The 13,760-nt window shown below is 61.8% G+C and carries 15 protein-coding genes and 1 pseudogene; 8 read left to right on the top strand and 8 right to left on the bottom strand.

Annotated elements, in window-relative coordinates:
• Window positions 1–40: 40 nt before the first annotated feature.
• The gene (locus ABAC460_RS36460) at window positions 41–562 is read right to left on the bottom strand and encodes a thermonuclease family protein (protein WP_052012750.1); all 522 of its coding nucleotides are present in this window, start codon (window positions 560–562) and stop codon (window positions 41–43) included.
• 179 nt (window positions 563–741) lie between these two features.
• Here ABAC460_RS36460 and ABAC460_RS36455 point away from each other — a divergent pair, with 179 nt between their 5' ends.
• Entirely contained in the window at window positions 742–1,728 is a 987-nt protein-coding gene (locus tag ABAC460_RS36455) for a DMT family transporter (protein ID WP_023453653.1), read from the top strand.
• On the opposite strand, the gene folK is transcribed toward ABAC460_RS36455, so the two are convergent.
• Complete coding sequence (gene folK, locus ABAC460_RS36450; protein ID WP_023453652.1) at window positions 1,710–2,240, bottom strand: 2-amino-4-hydroxy-6-hydroxymethyldihydropteridine diphosphokinase; 531 nt, start codon at window positions 2,238–2,240, stop codon at window positions 1,710–1,712. The two genes, ABAC460_RS36455 and folK, sit on opposite strands and share 19 nt — an antisense overlap.
• Window positions 2,241–2,271: 31 nt before the next feature.
• On the opposite strand from folK, the gene ABAC460_RS36445 reads away from it, so the two are divergent.
• The 3 genes from ABAC460_RS36445 to ABAC460_RS36435 are packed head-to-tail and all read left to right on the top strand — an operon-like array spanning window position 2,272 to window position 3,877.
• Window positions 2,272–2,856: a LabA-like NYN domain-containing protein gene (locus tag ABAC460_RS36445; RefSeq protein WP_023453651.1), complete on the top strand. Its 585-nt coding sequence runs from the start codon at window positions 2,272–2,274 to the stop codon at window positions 2,854–2,856.
• Between the two features lie 18 nt (window positions 2,857–2,874).
• A complete protein-coding gene (locus ABAC460_RS36440) occupies window positions 2,875–3,261 on the top strand; it encodes a VOC family protein (RefSeq protein ID WP_023453650.1) in 387 nt (128 codons plus the stop codon).
• Entirely contained in the window at window positions 3,248–3,877 is a 630-nt protein-coding gene (locus tag ABAC460_RS36435; RefSeq protein ID WP_023453649.1) for a uracil-DNA glycosylase, read from the top strand. Before ABAC460_RS36440 ends, ABAC460_RS36435 begins: the two co-directional genes overlap by 14 nt.
• Here the strand turns inward: ABAC460_RS36435 and smpB are convergent.
• On the bottom strand, window positions 3,860–4,333 hold the full coding sequence (gene smpB, locus ABAC460_RS36430; RefSeq protein WP_023453648.1) for an SsrA-binding protein SmpB: 474 nt from the start codon (window positions 4,331–4,333) through the stop codon (window positions 3,860–3,862). The genes ABAC460_RS36435 and smpB overlap by 18 nt on opposite strands.
• 240 nt (window positions 4,334–4,573) lie before the next feature.
• Window positions 4,574–5,464, bottom strand: a pseudogene (dapA, locus tag ABAC460_RS36425) (4-hydroxy-tetrahydrodipicolinate synthase); the annotation flags it as partial.
• A gap of 159 nt (window positions 5,465–5,623) precedes the next feature.
• Here dapA and ABAC460_RS36420 point away from each other — a divergent pair.
• Window positions 5,624–8,002: a lytic transglycosylase domain-containing protein gene (locus ABAC460_RS36420; protein ID WP_023453646.1), complete on the top strand. Its 2,379-nt coding sequence runs from the start codon at window positions 5,624–5,626 to the stop codon at window positions 8,000–8,002.
• A gap of 58 nt (window positions 8,003–8,060) precedes the next feature.
• On the opposite strand, the gene ABAC460_RS36415 is transcribed toward ABAC460_RS36420, so the two are convergent.
• From ABAC460_RS36415 to ABAC460_RS36405, 3 genes are read right to left on the bottom strand one after another with little or no spacing between them, the layout of a single operon-like run.
• Window positions 8,061–8,837, bottom strand: coding sequence for an ABC transporter ATP-binding protein (locus ABAC460_RS36415; protein WP_031236806.1), 777 nt, complete (start codon window positions 8,835–8,837; stop codon window positions 8,061–8,063).
• The gene (locus ABAC460_RS36410; protein ID WP_023453644.1) at window positions 8,822–9,817 is read right to left on the bottom strand and encodes a FecCD family ABC transporter permease; all 996 of its coding nucleotides are present in this window, start codon (window positions 9,815–9,817) and stop codon (window positions 8,822–8,824) included. Before ABAC460_RS36410 ends, ABAC460_RS36415 begins: the two co-directional genes overlap by 16 nt.
• A complete protein-coding gene (locus tag ABAC460_RS36405) occupies window positions 9,817–10,635 on the bottom strand; it encodes an ABC transporter substrate-binding protein (protein ID WP_031236805.1) in 819 nt (272 codons plus the stop codon). The genes ABAC460_RS36410 and ABAC460_RS36405 overlap by 1 nt, the downstream gene beginning before the upstream one ends.
• Window positions 10,636–10,756: 121 nt before the next feature.
• On the opposite strand from ABAC460_RS36405, the gene ABAC460_RS36400 reads away from it, so the two are divergent.
• The 3 genes from ABAC460_RS36400 (at window position 10,757) to ABAC460_RS49715 (ending at window position 12,928) form a co-directional block, all read left to right on the top strand.
• Window positions 10,757–11,671 carry a class I SAM-dependent methyltransferase gene (locus ABAC460_RS36400; RefSeq protein WP_031236804.1) on the top strand — a complete coding sequence of 305 codons (915 nt, stop codon included), beginning with the start codon at window positions 10,757–10,759 and terminating at the stop codon, window positions 11,669–11,671.
• A 4-nt stretch (window positions 11,672–11,675) separates the two neighbouring features.
• Window positions 11,676–12,467 carry a TrmH family RNA methyltransferase gene (locus ABAC460_RS36395; protein ID WP_023453641.1) on the top strand — a complete coding sequence of 264 codons (792 nt, stop codon included), beginning with the start codon at window positions 11,676–11,678 and terminating at the stop codon, window positions 12,465–12,467.
• A gap of 284 nt (window positions 12,468–12,751) precedes the next feature.
• A complete protein-coding gene (locus ABAC460_RS49715; RefSeq protein WP_023453639.1) occupies window positions 12,752–12,928 on the top strand; it encodes a hypothetical protein in 177 nt (58 codons plus the stop codon).
• A gap of 133 nt (window positions 12,929–13,061) precedes the next feature.
• Here ABAC460_RS49715 and ABAC460_RS36390 read toward each other — a convergent pair whose 3' ends face one another.
• Window positions 13,062–13,718 carry a glutathione S-transferase family protein gene (locus ABAC460_RS36390; RefSeq protein ID WP_023453637.1) on the bottom strand — a complete coding sequence of 219 codons (657 nt, stop codon included), beginning with the start codon at window positions 13,716–13,718 and terminating at the stop codon, window positions 13,062–13,064.
• Window positions 13,719–13,760: the final 42 nt, after the last annotated feature.

The following is a 13,760-nucleotide window of genomic DNA, read 5'->3' as shown; positions in this document are numbered from 1 at the left end:
CTGCTGTCGGCGTCGACAAGAACGCCAGCTACGGGACCAGCTACTGATGTGTCCGCCGCCAATGCAACGGACTGTCAAACCCATGCGCCCACGCCCCCCGCTTGTTGGCCTTGGCCCACTGCTCATCCGCCAGATACCGCGTCGAATAATTACGATACGCAACGGCCAGCCCGCGCCGCACCATCTCCTTGCCCAGATCGACACCGGAAGATAACTTGCAAATCGCAACCACCCGACCATAGCTATCAACGTCTTGCTGTTCGCAAGTGATAACCCCCTTACCGATAAGACCCTCCATCGCCACGGTCGCTTTCCCGCCGCAAGCCATCCGCCCGCACATCTGCCCTTCCTCGAAGGCGTCAATTCCAAACAGCCGGATATGTTTCCCTTTGATGACAATCGTATCACCGTCGATCGCCCAGGCCTGGCCCGACAGCACGCGCGGCTTCGCTTCGGCCGACCCGGCAATCACCAGCAACATCACTACCGAAACAAGACGTGACAGCATTCCACCCTTCCTGACATTGCCAAGACCGCAAACATTGTCTAAGGCGGCGGCCATGATCAACAACCTTGCCACCACACGCGCCACTGTCCAGCTGGATATTCTGTCCAAGCTGATTTGGGCCGTGCGCCAACTGTTCAAACCCAAGGCTCTGTAGATCCGGTCCCCTTCCCGTTTTGCAGCGCCCCCTCCCGGCGCCGCAAAACCAAACCGGCGCCAGATGAAAGTCTCCGCCGATGTCCGCCTCCGCAGAATCTCCAAAGCCTTCACCCACGTGGCTCGCCACCTGGGGCGGTTATATCTTTGCAGGCCTCGGCGCCTTCCTGTTCGCCAGCAAGGGCATCTGGATCAAGGTCGCCTATCAGTATGACATCGACGCCTCATCCCTTCTGGCCGTACGCCTGCTGTTCGCAACACCCTTCTTCGTGATCGGCGGCCTCGCCACCTACTGGCGAATGAAATCGCGCGGTCAGGAAGGCCCGCCCCCCATCGCCACCCGGCCGGATCTGTACCTGAAAACCCTGGCCGTCGGCGCCCTGGGCTACTGGTTCGCCAGCTATACCGACTTCGAAAGCCTGGTCACCCTGACGCCGCAGTTCGAGCGGCTGATCATCTTCACCTACCCGCTGTTCGTCATCGTCTTCGGCGCAATGTTTTTCCAACAGAAGATGCGCGTCTCGGCGCTGTGGACCTTCGCCATAGCCTATGCCGGCATCGCCTTCATCTTCGTCACCGACCTGCGTATCCAGGGCTCGGTCATCTTCACCGGCGCCCTGTGGTGCCTGGCGTCGTCCCTGTCCTTCGCCCTGTATCTGTTGCTGGCCAAGCCGCTGATCGCGCGCATGGGACCGTCTCTGTTCACCTCGTGGGCCATGTCTGGCGCCGCCATCGCCACCTTCATCCACTTCCTCAACGTCCACCGCCTGAGTGATATCCACTGGAGCCCCAGCCTGTTCTGGCTGACCCTGGGCCTCGCCATCGGCGCGACGGTCGCCCCCAGCTACCTGACCAACTTCGCGCTCAGCCGGATTTCCTCCCAGGCCAATGCCGTGATCAGTTTCATCAACCCGATCTTCACCTTAGGCATGAGTGTTCTGATCCTGCGCCTGCCGGCCAGCTTCGCCGATATCATCGGCACGCTTCTGGTTCTGTTGGGGGTCGGGCTCTACACCTGGCTGGACCAACGCGCGGCGAAAAACGCCGCTCAGCCGGCCAGCGGATGAGCATCCCGGGCGACGGTGACGGCGGCGAAAAGCTCCGTCGCCGTCCGTCCGGACAGCGGATGAACCCACCCGGGCAGGATATCCGTCAGCGGCCCCATCACGAAGCCGCGATCCGCCGCCCGCGGATGCGGCACGATAATGCCGTCCGCACCGTCGAGAATCACCCGTTCATAGGCAATCAGGTCCAGATCGATGACCCTGGGTGCGTTTTTTTTGAGCCCCCTCACCCGTCCGAATTCACACTCTACATCATGAAGAAGTTTTAGCAATTCTGTAGGTTGCAGTCGTGTCTTCACAGACAGGATAGCATTCACATAGGCCGGGTCCTGAGCATTTGGCCAGGCCTGCGACTGCCACAAACGTGAAATTTTGTTAATGAAAAGTCCGCGCATTCGCAAAGTCTTGACAAGCCGGTCGAAAGCTTGCGATGCAGTCTCCGTGCCCGACGACAGGTTGGACCCGTAGGCAATTAAAACTGCCTGAGTGTTGTCGCTCACCGCTTCACCCGTCATTTTCACCGCTTATTTTGAGAGAGTATTTAAAATGAGCTTTTATCCGACTGACAAGATCGCCCTTTTTATAGACGGCGCCAACCTTTATTCGGCCGCCAAGGCGCTGAATTTTGACATAGACTATCGTAAGCTTCTCGACGAATTCCGCAAGCGCGGCATCCTGATCCGCGCTTACTATTATACCGCTCTCGTCGAAGGCGATGACTACTCCCCCATTCGCCCTCTCGTCGACTGGCTGGACTATAACGGCTTTGCCCTGGTCACCAAGACCGCCAAGGAATATACCGACAGCCAGGGCCGCAAGCGCTGGCGCGGCGACATGGACATCGAAATCGCCTGCGACATGATGGAAATGGCCGGCAATGCCGACCATCTGGTGCTGTTTTCGGGCGACGGCGATTTCCGCCGCCTGATCGAAGCCGTCCAGCGCAAGGGCTGCCGCGTCACCGTCGTCTCGACCGTGAAATCGCAGCCGCCGATGACCTCGGACGAACTGCGCCGCCAGGCCGATACCTTTGTCGACCTGGCCGACCTGGCTTCGGTGGTCGGGCGTCCGCGCCAGAACCAGCAGAACAATCCGAAGTTCGTCAATGCCGAGGATTTCGACGACGCCTGATCTCCCTGGGAGGTTCTAATGCTGCGTATCGCCAGGCCCATCGGGCACATTGCCGTCCGGGATTTCGCGCAAGCCCGCGACTTCTACGAACGTGTCCTGGGCCTGGAGTTCGTGCGCAATGACGGCTTCGCCGTGGTCATGCGCACCGGCCAGATCATGCTACGCCTGAGCGTGCCACCGGAGTTCGTACCCGTCGCCTACTCGGTCTTCGGCTGGGAAGTCATGGACATCGAAACCCAGGTGGCAGACCTGACGGCGCGCGGCGTGACGTTCGAGCGCTACGGCTTCCTGGGCGACGACCAGGACGACTCCGGCGTCTGGACGACACCCACGGGCGACAAGGTGGCTTGGTTCAAGGATCCGTTCGGCAACCTGCTGTCACTCAGCGAACATGTCGATCCCTGACTGCGCCTTATGCCCCCGGCTCGTCACCTACCGTAACGCCAATCGACGGGCCGAACCGTCCTGGCACAATGCGCCGGCGCCGCCTTTCGGCGATATCAACGGACGCCTGCTCATCGTCGGCCTGGCGCCAGGGCGTATGGGCGCCAACCGTACGGGCCGGGTGTTTACCGGCGATGCGGCCGGCCGGATGCTGTTTGAAACCCTGATCACGACCGGCTTTGCGACCGGGACCTATCGCGACGACGGTCGTGACGATGTCGAACTTCGCGACTGCCTGATCACCAATGCCGTGCTGTGCGCGCCCCCCGGCAACAAACCTTTGCCGGTAGAAGAAACCACCTGCCGCCCACACCTTACCGACCTGATCAAATCCATGCCGCGATTGCAGGTCATCGTCACCCTGGGTGACGTCGCCCGGCGCAATCTGCTGAAAGCCCTGGGCAAACCGGCCTCCGCCATGACCGGCGGCCACGGCGTCACGGCCGAGTTCGACGGCATCACAGTGATCAACAGCTTTCACTGTTCCCGGCTGAACCTGAACACCGGCCGCCTGACAGCGGGAATGTTCGCAGCGATCTTCGAAGACGCGAAAAAGAGGTTAGCCCTTTTCGCGTAGAAGCCGCGCCTTATCGCGATTCCAGTCGCGCTCCGCCGACGCTTCACGCTTGTCGTGGTTCTTCTTGCCCTTGGCGGTACAGACTTCCAACTTCACCCGGCCCTTGTCGTTGAAATAGAGCTTGGTCGCGATCAACGTCATGCCCTCGCGCTGGATGGCATTCAGCATGCGCACGATTTCCTTGCGGTGAAGCAGCAGCTTGCGATGGCGGCGCGGCTCATGATTGAACCGGTTGGCCTGCATATAGATCGGAAAATCGGCGTTGATCAGATACAGCTCGCCGTTCTTCTCGACGCTGACGTACGACTCCGCGATGTTCGCCCGCCCCTGGCGCAGCGACTTGACCTCGGTGCCGGTCAGCACCAGGCCCGCCTCGACTGGGTTCTCGAGGAAATAGTCAAACCGCGCCCGCCGGTTATCGGCGATGACCTTATAGTTGTTCTGTTCTTCTGCCATGGCCTAGTTGCCTTGATACACGCCAGGCTTAAGTTGAAATTTCAGTTTTCCAATGTTCTGAACATTCCAATTTCTAGCTCTAGCGCGATCGATACCACCACGAACATCGTAAGTGTCTGCATGGAGTTCGCGCGCCACGTCAGCAACATCTATCACCTTACCGGCCAATAACTGTTCCAGAACATAATCAATAACTTCGTCACGGGGTCGAAGAGTCCCAGACTCTTGAGTCGATAACTCCAGCCCCGCCCGCGTCATGGCGTCGTCAACCAGAGGCCGCACCGCCTCGCTGCACGGCGTGATCGGCAAACGCACCTCGTCGGTGCAAATCCCCAAACGGCTCAAGGCATACTTGGTCGGCGACGGCGACGAATCGGCGAACAGCACCTTGTGCAGCTTGATCAGCTTGTCCTGCCACTGCCGGGCCGTCTCGAAAGCGCCCTGCTGGGCCGCCGAATACAGAGCCACCATGGCGTCCGGCGCCACGTTCGACGTCACCGAAATCACGCCATGCCCGCCGTGCGCCATATAGCCAAGCAAGGTCGGATCATCGCCTGAGATATACGAGAAGTTCCCCTCGATCTCGATGCGCATCTGGCTGATCCGCTCCAGGTCACCAGTCGCGTCCTTGATGCCGACGACATTCGGCAGCTTCGCCAGCCGGACGACCGTGTCATTGCTCATATCGACGACGGTACGTCCCGGCACGTTGTACAGCATAACCGGAATCTGAACCGAATCGTTGATCGCCTTGAAATGTTGATACAAACCCTCCTGCGACGGCTTGTTGTAGTAGGGCGCGACCACCAGCACGGCATCGGCGCCGACGGCCTTGGCGTGCTGCGCCAGTTCGACCGCTTCGGAGGTGTTGTTCGAACCGGCGCCGGCGATCACCTTGACCCGCCCGGCGGCCTTTTCGACGCAGAACCGGACAACTTCCCGATGCTCATCCAGCGACAGGGTCGAGGTCTCACCCGTGGTGCCGACCGGCACCAGCCCATGCACACCGGCGACGATCTGGCGCTCGATGTGCTTGGCAAAGGCATCGTAATCGACCTCGCCGTTTTTAAACGGGGTCACCAGAGCGGTAATGACGCCGGAAAAAGCAGGACGAAGAGCGGTATCGGTCATGGAAGGCACCTGAGAGCGGGGAAAACTGTGGTTTTCACGCCCGCACACGAAAGATTGTCGAGAAAATAGCCATAGATAAGCCGGGCTTGCGCTGCAATGGTCTTTATAAAAAGAAACTATGCCCTATAGTCATAATATACCTCACCATCGGATGATTTGATGACGACGCTGCAACGCCGCCCCCTCACCCGTTTTTCACGCAAAGCCCTGCTGATTTCCGGCGTCTGCGCCATCAGCCTGATGCTGCTGCAGCCGGTGGCTGCCCAGGAGGATCCGGACGCCGCCGCGCCGATGAGCACCCAGGGCATGCCGCTGACCTCGCCCACGGCAACAACGGCGACGCAACCCGGCGCCTATATCCCGGGCAGCCTGTCCGATTCGGACCGCCAAACCCTGGCCTCGTCCCTCCAGTATGTGCGTACCCGGAACTACGCCCAGGCCGACAGCCTGGGCCGCACCATCTCCGATCCGGCGGCGCGCAAGCTCGTCACCTGGTTCATCATTAACAATGACGGCCAGGGCATCTACAGCTTCGCCGCCCTGGACGCCGCCCGCCGCGACCTGTGGGGCTGGCCGCGTGAGTCCAAGCGCCAGATTGCCGCCGAAAAGATGATCGGCCTGTCGGGCATGACGCCGCAGCAGACGGTGGAATGGTTCAACGGCTCGCCGCCGCAAACCGTCGAAGGCGCCTCGGCCCTGATCACCGCCTATGGCCTTCTGGGGCGCACCAACGAAGCCCAAACCCTGACCAAGACATGGTGGACGACCAAGGTCTTCGACGCTGGCGCCCAGGCCAACTTTTACCAGGCCTTCGGCAAGTATCTCGACCAGGCCGACCACAAGGCCCGCATCGCCTGCCTGTCGCTCAATACACAAAGCGGCGCGTCCCAGGCCATCCGCGACCTGTACCCCTACGTCGACCAGCATCAGCGCGACATCGGCCAGGCGGTCATCGCCATGCGCACCGGCGCGGCCGGCAATGACGGCCTGTACCAGACGGCCCTGGCCGGCGATCCCAACAACCAGGTCCTGGCCTTTGCCCGCGCCAAATACCTGGCCGGCCGCGACCTTGAAGCGCTGGGCTACGGCATCCTGCCCAACCTGCCGCCGGCCTCGATGAGCCCGGACGCCGCCAAGCAGATCTACGACCTGCGCCTGACCTATTTCAAGACGGCCATCAAGGAGCGCAACTACCGCGCCGCCTACGACGCCATGAACGGCGGCGGCTTCTCACCCGGCGAAAGCATGGCCGAGGCCGAGTTCTTCGCCGGCTGGATCGCCCTGGTGAAACTGAACGACAAGGAAGAGGCCCTGCGCCACTTCCACGCCCTGGCCACGGCCGGCACCTCGCCGATCACCATGGGCCGCGCCAACTACTGGCTGGGCCGCGCCTATGAGGCCCGCAACGACGCATCGAAGAACGACGCTGCCACGGCCCAGACCTATTACACCAAGGGCGGCCAGTACATCTACGCCTTCTACGGCCAGCTCGCCGCCGAAAAGGCCGGCCAGAAGGAGATCGTCCTGGGCAAGGATCCGGTCCCCAGCGAAGCCGACCGCGCCCGTTTCAACGGCCGCGACCAGGTCCAGGCGGCCCGCATTCTGGGCGCTATCGGTGAAACCGACCTGTTCCGCGTCCTGGTCCTGCATATCGGCACCACCCTGCCCAATGCCGAGGAACAGGCCCTGCTGGTCGACCTGTCCTCCATGTACGACACCCCGATCAACACCATGAAGGTGGCGCGCCAGTCGATGCAGCGCGGTTTCTACCTGCCTGAACGCGCCTATCCGGTCCGCAGCATTCCGGGCAATCCGTCCTCGGCCGAAAAGGCCTTCGTCCTGGCCATTGCGCGCCAGGAAAGCGGCTTCGACCCGTCCGTCCGATCGCACGCCAATGCCCGCGGCATGATGCAGCTGATCCCCTCGACGGCCCGCGCCGTATCTCGCCGCCTGTCGCTCGGCTACACCGAATCCAAGCTGTATGAGCCCGAATACAATATGACGCTCGGCTCCTATCACCTTGGTGAACTGGTCGATATGTTCAACGGGTCGTACATACTGGCGGCTGCCGGCTACAATGCCGGCCCCAGCCGCATGGGCACCTGGATCGGCAATTGTGGCGATCCGCGCGGCGAAAATGCCGACGCCCTCAGCTTCATCGAATGCCATCCGTTCAGCGAAACCCGCAACTACATGATGCGGGTTACCGAAAACACCCGCGTCTACCGCGCCCGTCTGAACGGCGGCCGTGCGCCTCTGACCGCCCATGCCGACGTTTCCCGCGGCACGCCGGCGCCGATCGGCCGCATCGATCCGGACGAATTTGGCGGTGACATGCCGAACGGGCCGATCGCCTATGGCGACTATCAGAATGGCCAGGCTCCGGGCGCAGCAGCCCTTGCTGCCGGCGCGAGTGTGGCGACCATGAAGCCGATCGCCGACCCCAAGCCCGCCGCGGTCAAGCCGACAAAAAAGAAGGCGGCCTCGACCAAGGCGAGCACCAAGAAGACGGCGACGAAAAAGAAGAAACGGAATTAGGTTTTCCGCACTTCTCCTCCCCATCGTCGATGGGGAGCGAGGGGTCCTCTTAACCGCCTTACAGGAGCGGCAGCGATTCCAACCGCAAGGTCCGCTGTCCTTGCACGTTGGTCAGCTCGCCTTTCAGGTTAAATACCTCCGACAGGTACTTGGCCGAAAACACAATTTCTGGCCCCGCCAACTTCACCAGTTCACCCCGGTGCATCAACAGGATTTCATCGGCAAACTGCGCCGCCAGATGCAGGTCGTGCAGGCTGAGCACGACCGTCTTGCCCTCGGCTGCCCGTTCCCGCAGTCGGATCAACACGTGCCGCTGCCAGGCCGGATCCAAAGCGATCAAGGGTTCGTCCAGCAGATAGATCTCCGCCGACGACACCAGCACGCGCGCCAACAGTACCCGCGCCCTCTGCCCCCCCGACAAACCAAAGACGCCGCGGTCGCTGACCTCCTGTAACCCCAAAGCCTGAAGCTCAGAGAAGGCCTTCTGCCGCGCCAGTTCCGGCGTCAGATGCGGACAGCCCAGCGCCGCGATATCGACGCTCGGCAAATCCCAGGCGACGCTGCGCTCCTGCGGCAGGTAGGCCATGTGCGCCGCGCGGCGCATCGGCGGCATGGCGATAACGTCTTCATCGTTCAGCCGGATCGCCCCGCCGCTCAGCCGCAGCAACGACGCCATTGCCTTCAACAGGGTGGTCTTGCCGGCGCCGTTGGGCCCGACGACGACATAGAGCTTTCCCGGTTCCAGATGCGCGCTGACCGACCGGACAACCGTTTCGGCGCCCAGTACCACACTGACATCGTTGAGATCGAGCGTCGCCATCAGTCCTGCATCCATGAACGGGCCGACCGGTAGGCCAGGACGGCAAACAGAGGCGCGCCGATCAGCGAGGTCAGAACCCCTAAACGCAACTCACCCGACGCCGGAATCAACCGCACACAGCCATCGGCAATCAGCACCATCAGCCCACCGGCCAGGGCCGACGGCCAGATCAGGCGATACGGATCCTTGATCCCCAAGGCCCGGATCAGGTGCGGCGACGCCAACCCGACAAAGCCTATAACCCCCGCCACCGCCACGGCCAGCCCGGCCAGCAAGGAGGAACCAACGACGATCACCTGGGTCAAACGCGTCATGTCGATGCCCATCGACCGCGCGGTCTCCTCACCTAAGGTCAAAAACCGCAAACCCCGCCCCAGATGCAGGCTCAGCGCGCTGACCACCACCAAACCGAAGACCGTCAGCAACACATCGAACCAACTCCGGTTCTGTACGCTGCCCATGGTCCAGCTCAGGATTTCCGCCGTGGTCACCGGCGATGGCGACAGGTTGAATACCAGCGCCATCAGAGCCCCGCACAGGGCCGACAGCCCAACGCCCAGCAGGATCAAGGCCTGGCGCTGCGGAAAACGCTGTACGAACAGCAGCAGCAGCACCGCGACCCCAGTAGCGCCGACCATGGCGAAGCCTTCGACGGCAAACGGCACCAGGCCCAGCCCGAAGACGATGGCGATCGACGCCGCCAGACCGGCCCCGGCCGAAACCCCCAGCAAGCCCGGCTCGGCCAGCGGATTACGCAGCAGGCCCTGCATCAGCGCGCCACTCATCCCCAGCATGGCGCCGACTCCAACGGCGGTCAGGTTGCGCGGCAGGCGAATACCCCACACCACCTCGGCGCCCAGCGAACCGGGATGGATCAGGGCATCGCCCCAGGCATGCAGGCTCAGCGGCACATCCCCCAACAGCATCAGGGCGATCACCAGCACGCCGGTGGTCACGGCCAGTCCGATATTCAGGGCGGAGGTCGAAACGTGCATCAACGGAACCCCACCAGAGACAGGCTTTCGATATCGTAGGCGGTGAACCAGCCGCTGCAGGCCATGGCGCGCGACGGCAAAACCAGGTTTGGCCGGTCAGCGATGACCTTGCGCACGACCGGGCTGCGGCCGGGCACGCGTCGCATCGACACCTTGTCGTCAAAAAACGCCAGGGCAAACACGTCCGGCTTCTTGGTCAACATCACTTCGGGCGACAGGAAGAAAAAGCCCTTTGTCTGGGTCTCCAGCCGGAACCCCAGCCGCGTCAGGATATCGCCGACCATGGTGTCAGGCCCGGCGCTGTAACCGGACGGGCTGTAGTAGAGGACAGAGCGGCCGCGGCCGATATTATGGATGTTGTCCAACGCTTCCTCGAACCGGTGCGCCTCGATGCGGGCGCTGGCCGGCTGTCCGACCTCGTCGCCGACCCGGAACAGCTCTTCGCGCGCCTGGTCGTAATTGTAGACATCGTTGATATTGACGACCTTGATGCCGTGATGCTGCAGCCGCTGCAACAGCCTGAGATCCCCACCCCAGGTGCGCACGACGATATCAGGCTCCAGCGCCAGGATGGTCTCAAGATACGGCTTGACCCGACGGATCGTCCCGACGCGGTCGCGAAAATAGGAGTCCGGCAAGGCGGCGCGATCAGAAACCGCTACGATATCGGCTTGCGGCACCAGCCCCAGGACATACTGGTCGGCGCAGCCGTCCAAAGACACGACCCGGGGCGGATTGGCGGCCTGAGCCACACCGGCGCCCAGCATCAGGCCAGCGCTTATGCCGGCGAGAACATGCTGTAACCACCTGATTCGCATTGTCTCTGTGCCGCTCCCGACTGCCCCATTACGGCGTCTACAAGGATTCTTCGCAGACGCGAACTCTTACACGTGTTTTTTGTATCTTGCGACCACGCGCCCTTGGCCGTATGGCGAAGCCATGAACATTTCCGACACACCAACCCTGCTGCGCACCGAAGCCTGGAGCGACTATGCCCTGGTCGACTCAGGGTTTGGCCGCAAGCTGGAACGCTATGGCGACTTCCTGGTGGTTCGCCCTGAACCGCAATGCTGGTGGACGCCGAAATACCCGGAACTTTGGGAGCGCGCCGACGCCGATTTCGACCCCGCCGGCGATGAAGACGAAGGCCGCTGGACCTTTTCGCGTAAACCGCCGGAACAATGGCCGCTGGGCTGGGACGGCGTCAAGTTCCATGGCCGCTTCACCAATTTCCGCCACCTCGCCTTCTTCCCGGAACAGGCCGCCAACTGGGCGTGGCAGAAACAGGCCGTCGCCGCCCGCCCGGGTATGCGCGTGCTGAACCTGTTCGGCTATACCGGCGTCGCCAGCCTGGTCGCCGCCTCGGCCGGCGCGAAGGTCACCCATGTCGACGCTTCGAAAAAAGCCATCGGCTGGGCGCGCGACAATGCCGCGCTCTCAGGCCTGGCCGAAGCCCCGATCCGCTGGATCTGCGAGGACGCCCGCAAATACGTCCAGCGCGAAGTCAAACGCGGCTCCAAGTACGAAGGCATCATCCTCGACCCGCCGAAATACGGCCGCGGCCCGACCGGCGAAGTCTGGCGCCTGTTCGAGGACCTGCCCGAAATGGTCGACATGTGCGCTCAACTGTTGAGCGACGATGCCGCCTTCCTGCTGCTCAACGCCTATGCCGCCCGGGTTTCCGGCCCGGCCCTGGCGCACCTGGTCGCCGAAGCGGTAGGCCCTCGCAACGGTCAAGTCGATTTCGGTGAACTGACCCTGCGCGAAGACGCCAAGCCGCCCAAGGGGCAGAAACCAGCCGACGTGGCGCCGCGCGAAATCGGCCTTTCGTTCTTTGCGCGCTGGCAGGGCTGACCTCATGATCAAGCCGATCACCTCCCTGACCAACCAGACCGTCAAGGACATCCGCGCCCTGCATATGCGCAAGGAACGCGAAGAGACCGGCCGTTTCCTGGCCGAGGGCCTGAAGATCATCATCGACGCCCTGGACCAGGGCTTCGCGCCGGAAGTCCTGGTGTTCGGCAAGTCGGACGACCGCCACCCCATGCTGGACCGCGCCATCCGCGAAACGCTTGCAGCGAATGGTGAAGTTCTGGAGGTAACCCGCGAAATTCTCGAAAAGATTTCGCGTAAGGACAACCCGCAAATGGTCGTCGCGGTCTTTGCCCAGCAGATTAAATCGCTGAAGGACATCGACCCGAACACCAATGATGTCTGGGTGGCGTTGGAACAGGTCCGCGACCCGGGCAACCTCGGCACCATCATCCGCACAGCCGACGCAGCTGGCATCGGTGGGGTCATCCTGATCGGCGACTGTGTCGACCCGTTCAGCGTCGAAACCGTTCGCGCGACCATGGGTTCGGTCTTCGCCCTGCCGGTGGTGAAGTGCACGCGCGAGGAGTTCCTGGCCGACCGTGCGCGCTGGACAGGTTCAGTCGTCGGTACCTTGCTGAGCGCCACCCATAATCACCGCACGGCCGACTATCGCCGCCCGACCCTGATCCTGATGGGGACGGAACAGTCTGGGCTGACGCCGGAGATCGCGGCGGCCTGCGACACGCATGTAAAGATTCCGATGAAGGGCCGCGCCGACAGCCTGAACCTGTCGGTCGCGACGGGCATCATGATCTACGCCGCCGCCGGCCTGTAAAAAGGCGAGTACTACCAACTACTTATCCCTCCCCATTATACGGGGAGGTGGATCATTTGCTGGAAGCAAATGAGACGGTGGGGGATTTGTCCCGCCGTCATCTTGCGCTGCATACACCCCAATTTCCCGACAAATTCCCCAATCCGGCGACTTTCCGTCTTAAACATAGTCGCATAACCTCTGGAAAATTAAAAAGATTTAAGGTGAAATCGGTTCATGTCCGGTTCATCGATAGAACCCTACCGTCATCTCATGCGGGGCATTTTGACCTAAGGGGCTAAACCATGACACTCTCGAAGACGACGGCCCTTGCCGTTAAACTTACGCTCGTTGCGGCGGCGGCGCTCAGCCTGTCCGGCTGCCTGATCGTCGTTGCTGACGACGATGGCGACTTCCATCACGGCCATCACCGGGATGCCCCGGCGACCGACGAAAAACCCGCCGAAACCGGCAGCTTCTAATCACCAACTCAGGGGTATTATCATGAAATCCATCGCCATCCGCCTTGTCGTCGCCGCTCTGCTGGCTTCCAGCCTTTCAGCCTGTATCATCATCGACGACAGCGGCCCCGACAACTTCACCCAGAGCCGCTAATCACGCGTAGGCATAGGCCCCGCCGCGTTCCAAAGCGCGGCGGTAAGCCGGCCGGGCGTGAATGGTCTCCAGCCAGGCCTTGATGTACGGCTTGTCGCCCAACCCGCCCCGGCTGGTGGCCGTTTCCAGTGGGAAGCTCATCATGATATCTGCAGCGGTAAACGAGTCGCCGACGAACCACGGCGACGACGCCAGTGTGCTTTCCCAAAGCGCCGCATTGGCGGCGATATTCGGATTGACCATCTGCTTCTCGATCGCTGAAGCAATTCCCGACGCAATCGGCCGGATAAAGAACGGCACCCTTTTCCGAATCTGCATCGTAATCAGCTTCAAAACCAGCGGCTGCATGAAACTGCCTTCGGCGGCATACATCCAGTAATTATAGCGCAACCGTTCCGGCATCCCCGGCGGTGGCGCCAGTTGCGGCCCATAGGCGCCGACCAGATAGTCGATGATCGCGCCGCTTTCGGCGATCGTTCCGGGGACATCCGTGATCACCGGCGACTTTCCCAAAGGATGCACAGCCTTCAACTCCGGCGGCGCCATCATGCGCTGATCGCGCTTATAGAACTTGATCTCATACGGCAGGTTCAGCTCTTCCAGGAGCCACAACACCCGTTGCGAACGCGAATTGTCGAGATGGTGCACAGTGATCATAAAGGCTCCCGTCGAAAACAGCTGAATCCTTACTTCCTTCTC

The organism is Asticcacaulis sp. AC460 (assembly GCF_000495795.1).
Classification (GTDB): domain Bacteria; phylum Pseudomonadota; class Alphaproteobacteria; order Caulobacterales; family Caulobacteraceae; genus Asticcacaulis.
The sequence above is the reverse complement of the archived record's forward strand: the minus strand, read 5'-3'. Positions and strand labels throughout refer to the sequence as shown.

Coding starts and splice junctions, on each gene's coding strand:
- ABAC460_RS36460 (WP_052012750.1), bottom strand. CDS start 562: ATGGCCGCCGCCTTAGACAATGTTTGCGGTCTTGGCAATGTCAGGAAG.
- ABAC460_RS36455 (WP_023453653.1), top strand. CDS start 742: ATGTCCGCCTCCGCAGAATCTCCAAAGCCTTCACCCACGTGGCTCGCC.
- folK (WP_023453652.1), bottom strand. CDS start 2,240: ATGACGGGTGAAGCGGTGAGCGACAACACTCAGGCAGTTTTAATTGCC.
- ABAC460_RS36445 (WP_023453651.1), top strand. CDS start 2,272: ATGAGCTTTTATCCGACTGACAAGATCGCCCTTTTTATAGACGGCGCC.
- ABAC460_RS36440 (WP_023453650.1), top strand. CDS start 2,875: ATGCTGCGTATCGCCAGGCCCATCGGGCACATTGCCGTCCGGGATTTC.
- ABAC460_RS36435 (WP_023453649.1), top strand. CDS start 3,248: ATGTCGATCCCTGACTGCGCCTTATGCCCCCGGCTCGTCACCTACCGT.
- smpB (WP_023453648.1), bottom strand. CDS start 4,333: ATGGCAGAAGAACAGAACAACTATAAGGTCATCGCCGATAACCGGCGG.
- ABAC460_RS36420 (WP_023453646.1), top strand. CDS start 5,624: ATGACGACGCTGCAACGCCGCCCCCTCACCCGTTTTTCACGCAAAGCC.
- ABAC460_RS36415 (WP_031236806.1), bottom strand. CDS start 8,837: ATGGATGCAGGACTGATGGCGACGCTCGATCTCAACGATGTCAGTGTG.
- ABAC460_RS36410 (WP_023453644.1), bottom strand. CDS start 9,817: ATGCACGTTTCGACCTCCGCCCTGAATATCGGACTGGCCGTGACCACC.
- ABAC460_RS36405 (WP_031236805.1), bottom strand. CDS start 10,635: ATGCGAATCAGGTGGTTACAGCATGTTCTCGCCGGCATAAGCGCTGGC.
- ABAC460_RS36400 (WP_031236804.1), top strand. CDS start 10,757: ATGAACATTTCCGACACACCAACCCTGCTGCGCACCGAAGCCTGGAGC.
- ABAC460_RS36395 (WP_023453641.1), top strand. CDS start 11,676: ATGATCAAGCCGATCACCTCCCTGACCAACCAGACCGTCAAGGACATC.
- ABAC460_RS49715 (WP_023453639.1), top strand. CDS start 12,752: ATGACACTCTCGAAGACGACGGCCCTTGCCGTTAAACTTACGCTCGTT.
- ABAC460_RS36390 (WP_023453637.1), bottom strand. CDS start 13,718: ATGATCACTGTGCACCATCTCGACAATTCGCGTTCGCAACGGGTGTTG.